This is a genomic window from Brevibacterium sp. BRM-1 (assembly GCF_026802075.1).
Lineage (GTDB): Bacteria > Actinomycetota > Actinomycetes > Actinomycetales > Brevibacteriaceae > Brevibacterium > Brevibacterium rongguiense.
In genome coordinates this window covers 203,333-217,860 of the sequence record NZ_CP113788.1, presented here as the reverse complement: position 1 = coordinate 217,860, position 14,528 = coordinate 203,333, and the positions used below count along the sequence as shown (strand labels likewise).

Sequence of the window (14,528 nt, the reverse complement as noted above, 5' to 3'; positions counted from 1 at the left end):
GTCCGGGTGAGCACTGCAGACCGAGTCTTCGTCGCACGCCTGGCCTCCACAGCGGTCTTCGACCCGCTGGGCGACCAGGTGGGGCGCGTGCGCGATGTCGTCATCGTCTACCGCGCCACGATGCGGTTGCCCCCCAAGGCGATCGGCCTCGTCGTCGAGGTCCCCGGCCGCCGCCGCGTCTTCGTCCCCATGGGCCGTGTGACCAGCATCGATGCGGGCGCCGTCATCACCACGGGCCTGGTGAACATGCGCCGGTTCGAGCAGCGCTCCTCGGAGACCCTCGTGATGAATGACCTGCTGGGCCGCAAGGTGGTGCTGCGCGACTCCGGTGCGGAGGTCACGATCGAGGACGTCGCGATCGAGCAGCAGCCCAACCGCGAGTGGGAGGTGGGCCGCCTCTTCGTGCGCCGCGTCACGGGCAAGACGGCGTTCGGCTTCCGCAAGCGCGGCGAGTCCACCCAGGTGGACTGGGTGGATGTCGACCACCCCGTCGACTCGACCGTCGACCAGGACGCCTCGCAGCTCATCGCCGCCTACCAGGACACGAAGCCCGCCGACCTCGCCGATGTGCTGCGCGAGATGAGCCCCAAGCGCCGCCTCGAGGTGGCCCGCGAGCTCAACACCGAGCGGCTGGCCGACGTGCTCGAGGAGCTGCCGGAGGAGACGAGCATCGAGATCGTCTCCGGCCTGGAGATGGACCGCGCGGCCGAGGTGCTCGAGGAGATGCAGCCCGATGACGCGGCGGACCTCCTGGGCGAGCTCGACGACGAGCGCGCCGAGGAGCTGCTCCAGGCGATGGACGCGGACGAGGCGAAGGATGTCCGCACGCTGCTCGCCTACGACGAGGACACCGCCGGTGGCCTCATGACCACCGAGCCCGTCATCCTCTCCCCGGAAACGACGGTCGCCGAGGCGCTCGCCCACGTCCGGCGCGAGGACCTGCCCACCGCACTGGCTGCGGCGGTGTTCGTGTGCCGCCAGCCCCTCGAGCCGCCCACCGGGAAGTACCTGGGCGTCGTGCACATCCAGGCCCTGCTGCGCGTGCCGCCCACGGAGGCGGTCGGGAGTATCATCGACGACGAATTCGAGCCGCTGGGCTCGGACGCCACGATCGCCGAGGTCTCGAAGACGCTGGCCGCCTACAACCTCGTCTCGGTGCCCGTGGTCGACGACAACGACCACCTCGTGGGCGTCGTCACGGTCGACGACGTGCTCGACGAGCTCCTGCCCGAGGACTGGCGCTCGAACCGCTCCGATGAGGCCGAGGAGGTGCGCCATGGCTGAGAAGGACAGGAAGGCCGCCGGGCCGCTGGACACCCCGCGCGTGTCCAAGCGGCGGCTGCCCGTCATGGGCATGCCCAACGACTTCTTCGGCACGGCCGCCGAGGCCATCGCCCGGTTCATGGGCACCCCCGTCTTCCTCGCCTGGATGACGGTGATCTGCGCGCTGTGGCTGGGCTGGAACACGCTGGCCCCGGAGAGCATGCAGTTCGACCCCCGCGCGCTCAACTTCACGCTGCTCACGCTCATCCTGTCGCTGCAGGCCTCCTACGCGGCGCCCCTGCTGCTGCTGGCGGACAACCGCGCCGCCGACCGCGACCGGGTGGAGTTCGAGAACGACCGCCACCGCGATGAGCGCCACCTGGCCGACACCGAGTACCTCATGCGCGAGGTCTCGAGCCTGCGCATCGCGATGCGCGACATGGCCACCCGCGACTTCATCCGCTCGGAGCTCAAGGACCTCCTCGAGGAGATGGAGGAGGCGCGCGCCCGGGACCCGGAGGCCGCACCCGCGTCCGGGGACGGCCCCAAGGCCGCACAGCCCAAGGCCGCACAGTTCAAGACCGGCCAGGCCAAGACCCCACAGGCCCAGGCCGGCCAAGCCAAGGGCGGCGGGTCCACGGGCGACCAGCCGCAGGGCGACCGGTCCCAGTCCGGCCGGCCCGGAGCCGCCGGCGCCCCCGCTCGCCCCGCCCCGGAGCACTGAGAGGCCCATGCCCCACCCCACCGAGGACGCCGTCCGCGAGGCTCTCGCGGGCGTCATCGACCCGGAGATCCGCCGCAGCATCGTCGAGCTCGACATGGTCGAGTCCATCGACATCGCCGCCGACGGCCACGTGAGCGTCACCGTGCTGCTCACGGTGGCCGGCTGCCCGCTCAAGGACACGATCACCCGCGACACCGAGGCCGCGGTGACCCGCGTGCCCGGGGTCACCGGGGTCTCGGTGTCCCTGGGCGCGATGACGCCGGAGCAGCGCGCTCAGATGCGCGAGAGGCTCCAGGGGCCGGGCCGGGCGCGCGAGATCCCGTTCGCCCGCAAGGACTCGCTCACGCGCGTCTACGCGGTGGCCTCGGGCAAGGGCGGGGTGGGCAAGTCGACGGTGACCGCGAACCTCGCGGCGGCCTTCGCCCGCCGCGGGCTGCGCGTGGGCGTCGTCGACGCGGACATCTACGGCTTCTCGATCCCGGGCATGATGGGCCTGGCGGGACAGCCCACGAAGGTCGACGAGATGATCCTGCCCCAGGTGGGCCACGGGGTGAAGGTCATGAGCATCGGCATGTTCGTCGAACCGGGCCAGGCCATCGTGTGGCGCGGGCCGATGCTCCACCGGGCCCTCCAGCAGTTCCTCACGGACGTCTTCTGGGGCGATCTCGACATCCTCCTGCTCGACCTGCCCCCGGGCACCGGCGACATCGCGATCAGCGTCTCGCAGCTGCTGCCCGGCTCCGAGCTCCTCATCGTCACGACCCCGCAGCAGGCCGCGGCCGCCGTCGCCGAGCGCGCGGGGGCCATCTCCAAGCAGACGGAGCAGAGGGTCGCCGGGGTCATCGAGAACATGTCGTGGCTCGAGCTGCCGGACGGCACGACGATGGACGTGTTCGGCTCCGGCGGCGGTGACCGGGTCGCGGCGAACCTCAGCGAGATCCTCGAGGCGCCGATCGACGTGCTCGGCCGGATCCCGCTAGACCCGCCCGTGCGGGAGGGCTCCGACGCCGGCGTGCCCGCCGTGCTCGCGAGCCCCGAGGCGCCGGCCGCGCGGGCGCTCGACGCGATCGCCGGCCGGCTCGCCTCCCGCGGGCGGGGCCTGGCCGGTATGCGCCTGGGCCTGCGCCCCGAGTAGGCGGCCGATGGGCGGTGGGCGTGCGCGCCTACGTCGCCTCGGGATCGAAGGGGGCGGGGCGGTCGGCCTCGCGCAGCTTCGCCTGCCGGGCGTGGCGCTGGACCGGGGTGATGGGCTCCTCCCGCTGCGCTCCGGCGCTCGGCGAGCCCGCGTCCGCGGAGCCCGCACCGGAGGCGTGCGAGCCCGAGGCGGTGGGCGCGCCGTCGTCCTCGGCGAGGGCCTCGCGCACGATCCGGCGGGGATCGTACTGGCGCGGGTCGAGCTTGCGCCAGTCGACGTCCTTGAAGTCGTCGCCGAAGTCCTCCTGCACGCTGCGCTTGGCCTCCTCGGCCTTGCCGCGCAGCATCTTGACGAGGTCGCGCAGCTTCTGCGCGTACTCGGGCATCCGCTTGGGGCCGATGACCACGAGCGCAACGACGACGAGTATGAGGAACTCGGTGCCGTTGATGTTGAGGAACATGGATTCCATTCTAGGCCCGTGCCCGGCTCCGCGGTGCCGGCGCCTGCGGGTGTGCCACAATCGCGGCCATGACCACTCCCCCGACAGCCGGCCGCTGGGCCGCCCCGGCGGGCACCCGCCGTGGATGATCTGCGCGTCGAGCGCGTGCTGCGCTGCGTCGAATGCGTCCCGCCCGGGCGGGCGGCGCCGTACTCGATGATCGGGCGCATCACCGGCGAGTCCGCTCGGGCGGTGGGCCGCGTCATGTCGCTCTACGGCTCGAACGTGGCGTGGTGGCGCGTGACGAACGTCGCCGGCGCCCTGCCTGCGCAGCTGCTGGCCCGCGCGGGCGCCCACTGGGACGCCGAGGCGCTGCCCCACACGGCCGCGGGCGCCGACCTGGCACGCTGCCTGGCCGACGAGGACGAGCTGCGCGCGCGCTGGGCCGCGCGCGTGCGCGGCCTGGCCGAGGGTGAGTGCGCGGGCGACAGTGCCCCCGGCGCCGCCGCGGGGACCTCCGGGGTGCCGGTAGACTGATCCGGCTGGGCACCCCCGCCCCGCCGACCCCGTGCGAAGGAGGCTCCTTGGCCCGCGACCTTGCCGCCGCCGCGCAGTACGCGGACCGCTTCAACGCCTCCGAGGCCGTCGAGGATGCCGCCCGTTCGCTCGCCGCAGACTATCAGATCGCGCCGCTGCCTCCCACGTCGACGGCCCTGCTGCGGATGCTCGTGGCGCTGGCCAAGCCCACCGCGGCGATCGAGGTGGGCACCGGCACGGGGGTGTCGACCCTGGCCCTGCTCGACGCGATGCCGCCGTCGGGGATCCTCACGAGCATCGACATCGACCCCGATCGGCAGGCGGCCGCCCGCGAGCTTGCGCAGGTCGCCGGCCACCGGCCCCACCGGGTGCGGATGATCACGGGGCGCGGCGAGCAGGTGATCTCCCGGCTCGCCCCGCGCGCCTACGAGTGCGTCTTCCTCGACTCCGAGCCCGCAGGCTATGACCGCCTCGTCCCCCTCGCCCTCGAGCGGCTCAGCCCGGGAGGGCTGCTCGTCGTCAACGACGTGCTCGCCGCCGGGGCGGTCCCGAACCCCGCCGATCGCAGCCCCCGCGCCCGCACCCTGCGCGGGGTGCTGCGCGAGCTCGAGACCGCGGCCCCCGCCGGCCTGCGCGTCCTCACGCCCGTCGATGCCGGGCTGCTCGCGCTCATCCGCCCGTAGCGGCCAGCGCCGCGGCAGGGGCCCACAACGGCGCCGAGCCCGGCCCCCGCGCAGCGGGAACCGGGCTCGGGCCGCGCGCTGCGCGCGCGGCGGGGCATCACTTGCCGATCGCGGCGCCCAGCGTGTCGTACAGGTCGCCGGCTTCGTCCGGGCTGATCTCGATGACGAGGCGCCCGCCGCCCTCGACGGGGAGCCGGAGGACCAGTCCGCGACCTTCCTTGGTCACCTCGAGGGGCCCGTCGCCGGTGCGCGGTTTCTGAGCTGCCATGAAACGTCGTTCCTTCCGGTGTGCCGATGTGTACCGCTCAATTATCCACCATCGCGGCCCCGATCACACTTCGGCCCGCCCGAGGGGTCCGCGAAGCACCGCGCGCTGCGCCCCGCGGGCGCCGGCTCACGGCGGGAAGTCCGCGGGCGGGGTGAACTTCCACAGGTAGGCGACCCAGACGATCTGGAAGACGATCGAGGCGGTGAGGATCGCGAATCGCGCCGTCCACGACCGGGACTGGGCGAGGATGAGCGCGAAGGGGAACATGGGCAGCATGAGGCGCAGGGTGGAGGTCTGGGGCGTGAAGAACAGCAGCAGGTAGACGCCGTAGGCCAGGGTGAACTGCCGGCACACGCGGCCCATCGCGGCGCCGGCCGGGCTGAGGATCGCGCCGACGAACAGCGCGACCGTGACGAGGAGCAGGGGGATGCCGAAGCCGCCGACGAGGCCCTCGGCGCGGTCCACCCACTGGAGGAGGATCTTCGAGTGGCCGGTCCAGGCGGCCTCCGTGTCCGTGTAGGCGGTGGGCGATCCCGTCGCGATCCACGCATAGGCGGGCTGGATGAGCGCGGCGGCGCACGAGCCCACGCCCAGCGCCCACGAGCGCACGACCTCGGCGGGCGGATACGGGTCCGTCCGCCGGCGCCGGATGCGGCCGATGAGGTGGACGAGCATGAAGAACGAGAACGCGACGCCGATCGGCCGGCTGAGGTCGAGCAGGACGACGATCGGCAGGGCGAGCAGGTAGCGCCGCCGCACGACGAGCAGCAGCGCCGCCGCGAGCAGCATGAGCGTGAGCGCCTCGGCATAGCCGGTCATGAGGACGGGCGAGGCCGGGAACGTGAAGACGAAGGCCAGGCCCGTCAGCGCGCGGCCCGGGCTCGAGTGCAGTCGGAACAGGTGGAGGATGAGGATCGCGGCGATCGCGGCGAAGACCATCGAGAGGATGGGCGAGATGACCCGGTAGTCCAGCGGCAGCAGGAACTGCACATCGCGCACGAGCAGCGGGTGCAGCGGGTAGAAGGCCCACTGGTTCTGCGCGACGTCGCCGGTCTCCGTGAGCGGCAGCTGCGAGGGGTACCACTCGTCGGCGATGCGCTGGTACCAGCCCGCGTCCCAGAAGTTGAGGAAGTCGTTCAGCGAGGTGGTCGCGCCGGTGGTCCAGGGCGAGGCGACCTGGGTGCGGACCACCGCGCCCATGATCCCCAGCGTGAGGATGCGGGTGACGAGGTAGACGGCCAGCGCCTGCAGCCAGACGGGCAGCAGGAGCATCTGGCGCGCGGCGGCGTTGAGGCCGGGGCGCGAGAGGAAACCGGGCAGGTGGGGCTGCGCGACGTCGGCGGCGGTCGTCGCCGCCGTGTGGGCGGCCGTGCCGGCCGTGTGCGCGGCGGCCGTGCGCTCGGTCGGCCGCTCACCGCCGGCTGCACCGCCGACCGCGGGCCGCTCGCCCGCGGCCGCCGGCTCAGCCTGCGCTGCGGCCGGCGGGCTCGCCTGCGCGCGGCCGGTTTCGCGTTCGGCAGCGCCGTCCGGCGCGGGGAAGGTCCTGGGTACGTCGTGGGGCATGCTCAGCTTTCGCCGGCCGCACCCGAGGTGCGGCGCGGGGTCTCGGCGCCGTCTGCGGCGCCCGCGGATTCGGGCTCAGACTCGGGCTCAGCGGTCACAGGGGCGGCGGGTTCGCGTCGACCGCTCGGCTCGATCGCATCATCGGCTCGGCCGGGTCGTGCACCTGAGCCAGGATGTCCGCGTCTGCCGGGGCAGCGGGCTCGGACGGATCGCCGAGCTCGGCGGCGGCACCGCGAGTCCCCTCGGGCTCGGCGGCGGGCTCGGCACCCGGCTCGCCGGCGGCCTGGCCCACGGGCTCCTCGACCCCGTCTGCCCCGGCGGCCGGCTCCCGGCCGGCCTCGAGCTGGGCGATCCGGTCGTGCAGTGCGTCGAGCGCGGCATCGACCTCGTCGGGCCGGTAGCCGCGCAGGGCCGGGGAGAACCGCAGCTGGGCGATGTCCGCGGCGGCGAAGTCTGCGGGCAGGCCGGGGCGCGGCTCGGATTCCGAGGCGGCGGGCATGCCGCCGTTGAACAGGTTGAAGGAGCCGGCCACGGCGATGACCATGACGAAGACGGCGGCGCACACTCCGACGACGATCCACACAGGCATGGGCCCAGTGTGTCACAGGCGCTCGGCGCCGCTCCGGAGGCCGCCGGGCGCGCCCCGCGGCACCGGGCGGCCGGGCGCAGCGCTAGACGAGCCCGCGCACCGCGGTGCGCGGGGGCCGGATGCCGCGCACCGCGAGCACCGTGTCGATGGCCTGGACCGTGGCCGCCGCATCGTGGGTCCGGATGACCGCAACCCCCGCGTCGATGGCCAGGGCCGTGGCCGCGATGGTGGCGGGCAGCCGGTCGGCGGGATCGGCCACGCCCGCGGCCTCGCCGATGAAGTCCTTGCGCGAGATCGCGAGCAGCACCGGCAGCTCCCCCGCGCACAGCCGCGGGAGTGCCCGCATGACCTCAAGCGACTGGTAGGTGTTCTTCCCGAAGTCCGGGGTGGGGTCGATGAGGATACGGCCGGGCGCCACCCCGGCGGCCCGCGCAGCCGCGACGAGCCCCGCCAGCCCCTCCTCGACGTCATCGAGGAGGTCTGCCGCGCACAGCCCGTAGCGGTTGCGGTGGGCGTCCGTGCGCGGCTCGAGGCCCCCGGTGTGGGAGCACACGAGGCCGATGCCGTGGGCCCCGGCGACCTGCGCCACGCGGGGGTCGTGGCCGGCCCACGTGTCGTTGAGCAGCCGTGCCCCGGCCCGCGCGGCCGCCTCGGCGACCTCGTGGCGGTACGTGTCGACGCTGATGACGAGGTCGGGCAGCTCCGCGGCGACGGCCTCGACGACGGGGCACACGCGGTCGATCTCCTCGGCCGCGGACACGGCGGGGCCGCGCCCGGCGCGCACTCCCCCGATGTCGACGATGCCCGCGCCCTCCCGCGCGGCGCGCGCGCAGGCCGCCACGGCCTCGGCGGCGGTGGCCGAGGACGCGTAGAAGGAGTCCGCGGAGCGATTCACCACCGCCATGACGACGGGGCGCAGCGGCCCGGCGCGCACGGCTCCGAGCTCGAAGACGGCCCGGGCGCCCGGTTCGGGCCCTGCGGGCTGCCCCGCGCCCTCCCCGCCCGCGGGTGCGTCCGACCCGGCCTGGCTGCCCTGCCTCATCCGATGGGCGAGCTGGGCCCGATGCCCGCCGCGATGTGCGCGACGGCCTCCGCCGGGGAGTCGGTCACCCAGAAGAGGTCGAGGTCGCGCGGGGAGATCGTGCCGCGCGCCAGCAGGGTCTCGCGCAGCCAGTCCACGAGCCCCGCCCAGAAGTCGGTGCCCATGAGCACGATCGGGAAGCGGGTGATCTTGCCGGTCTGGACGAGGGTGAGGGCCTCGAAGAGCTCATCGAGCGTGCCGAAGCCGCCGGGCATGAAGACGTAGCCCTGCGAGTACTTGAGGAACATCGTCTTGCGCACGAAGAAGTAGCGGAAGTTGATCCCCAGGTCCACGTACTCGTTGATGCCGGACTCGAAGGGCAGCTCGATGCCCAGGCCCACGGACAGCCCGCCCGACTCGCACGCGCCCCGGTTGCCGGCCTCCATGATGCCGGGCCCGCCGCCCGTGATGACCGCGTAGCCGCTGGCGACGAGCCCCCGGGCCACCTCCTCGGCGGCAGCGTAGGCGGGCTCCTCGGGGCGGATGCGGGCGGAGCCGAAGATGCACACCGCGGGCCCCAGCTCCGCCAACGAGCCGAAGCCCTCGACGAACTCCGCCTGGATGCGCATGACGCGCCACGGGTCCTCGTGCACCCAGTCGGTGCTCCCCCGCTCGTCGAGCAGCCGCTGGTCCGTCGTCGTCGCGGGGATCTGGGAGCGGCGCAGGCGCACCGGCCCCTTGTCGTAGGTGCTGCCGCCGGCGCTCATCGGCGGCCTCCGGCGGGCATCCGCCTGGCCTGGATGGGGGTCATGGCCTCAGCGTACCGCCCGCTAGGCTGGGCGCATGACTTCACGCTTCGCCGCGGCCACCGGAGTGGCCACCTCGTTCGCCGACACCGTCCTCAGCGTCTGGTTCCCCGCCCCCACCCTGGGGCAGAGCGCCGACGACGCGCTCGCCGCGGCGCAGACCCTCGCCCCCGATCTGAGCGCCCTGGCGGGCGCCGACGAGGCGCGCGGCACCACGGCGACGGTCGTGACCACGACGATCGACCTGGACGCCGCGCCCGCGGACGCCGCGGATGCCTACCTGCGCCTGCACGCGCTCTCCCACCGCCTCGTGCGCCCCAACGACCTCAACCTCGACGGCATCTTCGCCACGCTGGCCAACGTCGTGTGGACCTCGCGCGGGGCCTGCTCCCCGGAGGGCTTCGAGGCCACGCGCGCCGCGCTCCTGGCCGACGGCCAGCTCAGCGTCTACGGCGTCGACAAGTTCCCCCGGATGACGGACTTCGTCGTGCCCTCGGGTGTGCGGATCGCGGACGCCGACCGCGTGCGGATGGGCGCCTACCTGGCACCGGGCACCACCGTCATGCACGAGGGCTTCGTGAACTTCAACGCGGGCACGCTGGGCGCCGCGATGGTCGAGGGCCGCATCTCCCAGGGCGTCGTCGTGGGCGACGGCACGGACATCGGCGGCGGCGCCTCGATCATGGGCACGCTCTCCGGCGGGGGCAAGGCGAAGATCACGATCGGGGCGGGCACGCTGCTGGGCGCGAACGCGGGCGTGGGCATCTCGCTGGGCGATCACTGCGTCGTGGAGGCCGGGCTCTACGTCACGGCCGGCACCCGCGTGAGCCTGCCGGAGGAGGGCGGAACGGTGGTGAAGGCCTCGCAGCTGTCCGGCCGGTCCAACATGCTCCTGCGCCGCAATTCGACGACCGGCGCGGTCGAGGCGCTGCCCCGCGAGGCGGGCATCTCGCTCAACCCCGACCTGCACTGAGGCCCGCGCCCAGACGGCAGACGGCCGGCGAGACCCCAGGGGTCCCGCCGGCCGTCTGCCGTCTGCGTCAGTTCGAGCGCTCGTCCATGGGGACGTAGCCGCGCTCCGTGGCCCCCGTGTAGATCTGGCGGGGGCGGCCGATCTTCGTCTCCGGGTCATCGATCATCTCGCGCCACTGGGCGATCCAGCCCGGCAGGCGCCCCACCGCGAACAGCACGGTGAACATGTTGGTCGGGAAGCCCATCGCCTTGTAGATGAGGCCGGTGTAGAAGTCGACGTTCGGGTAGAGGCGGCGCTCGACGAAGTAGTCGTCGGCCAGCGCGATCTCCTCGAGGCTGAGGGCCAGGTCGAGCAGCTCGTCGTCGCCGCCGAACTTCTCGAGCAGATCGTGGGTCGTGCCCTTGATGATGGCGGCGCGCGGGTCGTAGTTCTTGTACACCCGGTGGCCGAAGCCCATGAGGCGCACGCCCTTCTCCTTGTTCTTCACCCGCTCCATGTACTTCTTGGCGCCGTCGTCGGAGTCCTTGATGCCCTCGAGCATTTCCAGCACCGCGGAGTTCGCGCCGCCGTGCAGCGGGCCGGACAGGGCGTTGATGCCCGCCGCGATCGACTGGTAGAGGTTCGCCTGCGACGAGCCCACGAGGCGCACGGTCGAGGTCGAGCAGTTCTGCTCGTGGTCGGCGTGGAGGATGAAGAGCTGGTCGAGCGCCTTCGCCTTGAGGGGGTCGACCTCGTAGGGCTCGGACGGGAAGCCGAAGTTCACGCGCAGGAAGTTCTCGACCAGGCCCAGCGAGTTGTCCGGGTGGACGACCGGCAGGCCCTGGTTCTTGCGGTGGGCCAGCGCGGCGATCGTCGGCATCTTCGCGAGCAGGCGCGCGGTCGACAGGTCGATCTGCTCCTCGTCGAAGACGGAGAGGCTGTCCTGGTAGAACGTCGACATCGCGTTGATCGCTGCGGAGACCATGGGCATGGGGTGCGCGTCGAGGGGGAATGCCTGGAAGAAGCGGCGCAGGTCCTCGTGGACGATCGTGTGGCGACGCAGGCGGGCGTCGAATTCGTCGAGCTGGGTCTGCGTGGGCAGTTCACCGTAGATGAGCAGGTAGCTGACCTCGACGAACGTGGACTTCTCCGCGAGCTGCTCGATGGGGTAGCCGCGGTAGCGCAGGATCCCCTCGTCACCGTCGATGTAGGTCACGGCCGAGGAGGCGTTGGCGGTGTTGGCGAAACCCGGGTCGTAGGTCACCTTGCCGGTGTCCTTGAGCAGGGAGCCGATCCGCAGCCCCTCCATGCCTTCGGCCGAGGGCACCCCGGGGAGTTCGTACTCGTGATCGTCGACCCGCAGGACACCGTCAGCTGCCATGTCTCTCCTCAGCGTTTCCCCCAGGCACTCCTGCATCTCAAGAGAACCGTGAGCGTTGTTTAACAGTCACATCAGAGCGTACAGGCTGTTGGCGCCCAACTCTAAACCCGGCGGTGAGCAGGGCATCCTGTGCCCGCGCACCGTGCGCCCGCCGTCGCCGAGGCGCGGGCGAGCACGGTGCGCGGGCGCCCGTGCCGCACGGGCTCCGGTATGGGGAGGGCCCTCAGCCGCGCAGGCGCTCGGCCGCCGCGGCGATGACGTCGTCCGGGGCGGTGAGCGCGATCCGCACGTGCTGGGACCCGGCCTCACCGTAGAAGATGCCGGGGGCGGCGATGATGCCGAGGTCGGCGAGCCGGCCGATCGTGGTCCAGCAGTCTTCCCCCGCCGTGGACCACAGGTAGAGGCCCGCCTCGGAGTCGTCGATGCGCAGCCCGAACGCGCGGACCGCGGGCTCGAGCACCGCGCGGCGGCGCCGATAGGCGTCCTTCTGCGCGCGGACGTGGTCCTGGTCGCGCAGGCCGGCCACCATGGCCGCCTGGACCGGGCCGGGCACGATGAGTCCCGCGTGCTTGCGGGAGTTCGTGAGGTCGGCGATGAGCTGCGGGTCGCCCGCGGCGAAGGCCGCGCGGTAGCCGGCGAGGTTGGATTCCTTCGACATCGAGTACACGCTCAGCACGCCGGTGTGGTCGTCGCCCACCACCGCACGGGAGAGCACGGAGGGCGCGGGCGCGGGACCCGCCCAGTTGAGCAGGCCGTAGCACTCGTCGCTGGCGACGACGACCCCCGCAGCGCGCGCCGCCGCCACCGCATCGCGCATGAGGTCCGCAGCGAGCACCGCACCGGAGGGATTGCCCGGCGTGTTGAGCCAGAGCAGACCGATCCCGGCCAGCGAGGCGCCCCCCGCCACCGCCTCGGCGTCGAGGCGCACATAGTCGACTCCGGCGAGCTCCGCACCCATCTCATAGGTCGGGTAGCCGACCGAGGGGCCGGCCAGCGCCAGGCCGCGCTGGCGCAGCCCGGCAAAGAGGGGCAGGAGCGCGATGAACTCCTTGGACCCGACGCTCGGGATGACCTGGGTGTGCGGGTCGAGCTCGACCCCGTGCCAGGCGCGGTACCAGTCGGCGATCGTTTCGCGCAGCTCCGGGGTGCCCGCCGTCTGCGGGTAGCCGGGCCAGTCCGCGGCCGCGGCCAGCGCCTCGCGGATGACGGGAGGGGTGGGATCGACCGGCGTGCCGATCGACAGGTCGCACACGGGGCCGCGCTCCTGCGCGCGGGCGCGGTAGGGGGCCAGCAGCTCCCACGGGTATTCGGCCAGTCCGAGTCCGAAGCCGGTCATCGTGGTTCCCTTCTGCGGATGGGCGGGAGGTCTGCGGATGGGTTGGGGTCTGCGGATGGACGGGAGGAGCACGGGTGCGCAGGCCTCACGGCCCCCCAGCCCCGCGGGCGGGTCGCCTCAGTCGTCCTGGTTCTGCGGGGGCAGCGCGGCGATCATCGGGTGGTCCGTGCCGGTGTTGCCCAGCTTCGCGGCCCCGCCCGGGGAGCCCAGCTCATCGAAGAAGTCGACGTTGGCCGTGTAGTACTCGGACCACTCCTCCGGCACATCGTCCTCGTAGTAGATGGCCTCGACGGGGCAGGCGGGCTCGCACGCCCCGCAGTCCACGCACTCATCGGGGTGGATGTAGAGCGAGCGCTCGCCCTCGTAGATGCAGTCGACGGGGCATTCGTCGATGCAGGCCTTGTCCTTCACATCCACGCACGGTTGCGCGATGACGTAGGTCACTTCCAGGTCTCCTCGGTCGAAGTCGGCTCGTGCGCTGCCGCGGCGGGGTGCGGGCCGGACCCGCGAGCGGCTGCTCGCCGGCGGCCGCAGCGGCTCACCGGGACCACCGCGTCGTCGCCGAGCATCCGAGCGGGTCCGCGGCAGGCGAACCCGGCACAGGGAGCCCTGCGGCCGCACGGCGCGCATCGCGGTCCAAATGCACTCCCACCAGGGTACTCCCTCATAGGGTAGGGGGAAGGGCTGACGCGGTGCCCGCGCCGTGCGCTCGGACACAGCGGCCGCCCCGGCCCGCCACGCGAATCACGAGGTATCCCATGACCACTCCCCGCCCCGGCCAGCGCCTCGTCATCCGCTACGGTGCGGACGGGCAGACCACGGATGCGCTGGGCACCGTGGCCGCGGCGGACGACCAGCGGGTCATCATGGACACGGGCCGCGGCCGGGTCGAGATTCCCGTCGCCGCGATCGAGGTCGTCCACGAGATGCCGCCGGCCCCCACCCAGCCCGGGCGCCTGCACCGGGTGGTCTCCCCCGAGGACCTGCGCCGGATCTCCGCGGCGGTCTGGCTGCCGGCCGATGCAGTCTGGCTCAACGCCGACAATCTGCGGGCGGAGGCCTCCGAGTCCGCCTCCGATGTCCAGTCGGGCTGGCTGCTGCGCGCGGCGCACGGGGTCTCGCAGCGCGCCAACAGCGCGCTGCCGCTCACCGCGCCGGGCATCGAGCCCGCCGAGGCGCTCGACATCGCGCAGCGCTGGTACGCGGACCGCTCGCTGCCGCCGGCCGTCCAGATCTTCTCCACCGTCGAGGGCGCGCTGGCGCCCAGCTGCGAGCCGCTCGGCGCGATCTTCCGCGAGCGCGGCTTCGCGCCCTCGGGGCCCACGCTGGCGCTCACCGCGGATGCGAAGGAGGCCGCGGGCTCCGCCGAGGTGCCAGCTGGCCTGGCGATCGTCGTCTCCGATGACGCCCACCGCCCCCACTTCGATGCGTGGGGCCGGCCTGCGGAGGGCGAGGGCAGCGAGGGGCACGCGGACTTCGCGGCGCTGATCCGCAGCCCGGAGCGGTTCACGATCGTCTCCGCCATCGCCGAGCACCCGGACGGCTCGAAGAGCCTCGTGGGGACGGTCCGCCTGGCCATCGCCCAGAAGTGGGGGGTCGTGTCCAACCTCGTAATCGATGAGGCGCTGCGCCGCCGGGGCGCCGGCCGCGCCCTCGTCCAGGCGGCGGCCAGCCTCGCGGCCCGGCAGGGTGTGCGCTCGCTCATGGCCGAGGTCGAGGGCGCCAATGCGCCATCCCTGGGGCTGTTCTCCCAGCTGGGCTTCGCCGAGCACCACCGGTACTGGTTCGCCCGCCGCAGCTGAGCACTCACCCGGCCCAGCACCCACCCAGC

16 protein-coding genes are annotated in these 14,528 nt (G+C 73.1%); 7 read left to right on the top strand and 9 right to left on the bottom strand.

Annotated features, from left to right (window positions below; genetic code table 11):
- The first annotated feature begins 6 nt into the window (after nucleotides 1-6).
- Genes BRM1_RS00990 through BRM1_RS00980 form a run of 3 tightly spaced genes read left to right on the top strand, consistent with a single transcriptional unit; the run spans nucleotide 7 to nucleotide 3,122 of the window.
- Nucleotides 7-1,284: a magnesium transporter MgtE N-terminal domain-containing protein gene (locus BRM1_RS00990; RefSeq protein ID WP_268527256.1), complete on the top strand. Its 1,278-nt coding sequence runs from the start codon at nucleotides 7-9 to the stop codon at nucleotides 1,282-1,284.
- Nucleotides 1,277-1,987 carry a DUF1003 domain-containing protein gene (locus tag BRM1_RS00985; RefSeq protein ID WP_268527253.1) on the top strand — a complete coding sequence of 237 codons (711 nt, stop codon included), beginning with the start codon at nucleotides 1,277-1,279 and terminating at the stop codon, nucleotides 1,985-1,987. The genes BRM1_RS00990 and BRM1_RS00985 overlap by 8 nt, the downstream gene beginning before the upstream one ends.
- Before the next feature lie 7 nt (nucleotides 1,988-1,994).
- On the top strand, nucleotides 1,995-3,122 hold the full coding sequence (locus BRM1_RS00980; RefSeq protein ID WP_268527251.1) for an Mrp/NBP35 family ATP-binding protein: 1,128 nt from the start codon (nucleotides 1,995-1,997) through the stop codon (nucleotides 3,120-3,122).
- Nucleotides 3,123-3,150: 28 nt separating this feature from the next.
- Here the strand turns inward: BRM1_RS00980 and BRM1_RS00975 are convergent, their stop codons facing one another.
- Entirely contained in the window at nucleotides 3,151-3,582 is a 432-nt protein-coding gene (locus tag BRM1_RS00975) for a twin-arginine translocase TatA/TatE family subunit (protein WP_235936543.1), read from the bottom strand.
- 120 nt (nucleotides 3,583-3,702) lie between these two features.
- Between BRM1_RS00975 and BRM1_RS00970 the strand changes: the two genes are divergently transcribed.
- Entirely contained in the window at nucleotides 3,703-4,098 is a 396-nt protein-coding gene (locus tag BRM1_RS00970; RefSeq protein ID WP_268527246.1) for an MGMT family protein, read from the top strand.
- 47 nt (nucleotides 4,099-4,145) lie between these two features.
- Entirely contained in the window at nucleotides 4,146-4,781 is a 636-nt protein-coding gene (locus tag BRM1_RS00965) for an O-methyltransferase (RefSeq protein WP_160954197.1), read from the top strand.
- Nucleotides 4,782-4,878: 97 nt separating this feature from the next.
- Here BRM1_RS00965 and BRM1_RS00960 read toward each other — a convergent pair whose 3' ends face one another.
- From BRM1_RS00960 to BRM1_RS00940, 5 genes are all read right to left on the bottom strand, one after another.
- On the bottom strand, nucleotides 4,879-5,049 hold the full coding sequence (locus BRM1_RS00960) for a DUF3117 domain-containing protein (protein ID WP_160954196.1): 171 nt from the start codon (nucleotides 5,047-5,049) through the stop codon (nucleotides 4,879-4,881).
- A 126-nt stretch (nucleotides 5,050-5,175) separates the two neighbouring features.
- The gene (locus BRM1_RS00955) at nucleotides 5,176-6,612 is read right to left on the bottom strand and encodes a hypothetical protein (protein WP_268527241.1); all 1,437 of its coding nucleotides are present in this window, start codon (nucleotides 6,610-6,612) and stop codon (nucleotides 5,176-5,178) included.
- Nucleotides 6,613-6,706: 94 nt separating this feature from the next.
- Nucleotides 6,707-7,201, bottom strand: a complete 495-nt coding sequence (locus tag BRM1_RS00950; RefSeq protein ID WP_160954213.1) for a DivIVA domain-containing protein — start codon at nucleotides 7,199-7,201, stop codon at nucleotides 6,707-6,709.
- A gap of 82 nt (nucleotides 7,202-7,283) precedes the next feature.
- Complete coding sequence (folP, locus tag BRM1_RS00945) at nucleotides 7,284-8,243, bottom strand: dihydropteroate synthase (RefSeq protein WP_160954214.1); 960 nt, start codon at nucleotides 8,241-8,243, stop codon at nucleotides 7,284-7,286.
- On the bottom strand, nucleotides 8,240-8,989 hold the full coding sequence (locus BRM1_RS00940) for a TIGR00730 family Rossman fold protein (protein WP_268527237.1): 750 nt from the start codon (nucleotides 8,987-8,989) through the stop codon (nucleotides 8,240-8,242). The genes folP and BRM1_RS00940 overlap by 4 nt, the downstream gene beginning before the upstream one ends.
- 76 nt (nucleotides 8,990-9,065) lie before the next feature.
- On the opposite strand from BRM1_RS00940, the gene dapD reads away from it, so the two are divergent.
- Nucleotides 9,066-10,001 carry a 2,3,4,5-tetrahydropyridine-2,6-dicarboxylate N-succinyltransferase gene (dapD, locus tag BRM1_RS00935; protein WP_268527234.1) on the top strand — a complete coding sequence of 312 codons (936 nt, stop codon included), beginning with the start codon at nucleotides 9,066-9,068 and terminating at the stop codon, nucleotides 9,999-10,001.
- Nucleotides 10,002-10,068: 67 nt separating this feature from the next.
- Here the strand turns inward: dapD and BRM1_RS00930 are convergent, their stop codons facing one another.
- The 3 genes from BRM1_RS00930 to fdxA all read right to left on the bottom strand — a co-directional run bounded on the left by BRM1_RS00930 (nucleotide 10,069) and on the right by fdxA (nucleotide 13,141).
- Nucleotides 10,069-11,361, bottom strand: coding sequence for a citrate synthase (locus BRM1_RS00930; protein WP_160954217.1), 1,293 nt, complete (start codon nucleotides 11,359-11,361; stop codon nucleotides 10,069-10,071).
- 223 nt (nucleotides 11,362-11,584) lie between these two features.
- A complete protein-coding gene (dapC, locus tag BRM1_RS00925; RefSeq protein ID WP_268527229.1) occupies nucleotides 11,585-12,697 on the bottom strand; it encodes a succinyldiaminopimelate transaminase in 1,113 nt (370 codons plus the stop codon).
- A 117-nt stretch (nucleotides 12,698-12,814) separates the two neighbouring features.
- Nucleotides 12,815-13,141, bottom strand: a complete 327-nt coding sequence (gene fdxA, locus BRM1_RS00920) for a ferredoxin (RefSeq protein ID WP_160954219.1) — start codon at nucleotides 13,139-13,141, stop codon at nucleotides 12,815-12,817.
- Between the two features lie 314 nt (nucleotides 13,142-13,455).
- On the opposite strand from fdxA, the gene BRM1_RS00915 reads away from it, so the two are divergent.
- Nucleotides 13,456-14,499, top strand: coding sequence for a GNAT family N-acetyltransferase (locus tag BRM1_RS00915; RefSeq protein WP_268527226.1), 1,044 nt, complete (start codon nucleotides 13,456-13,458; stop codon nucleotides 14,497-14,499).
- Nucleotides 14,500-14,528: the final 29 nt, after the last annotated feature.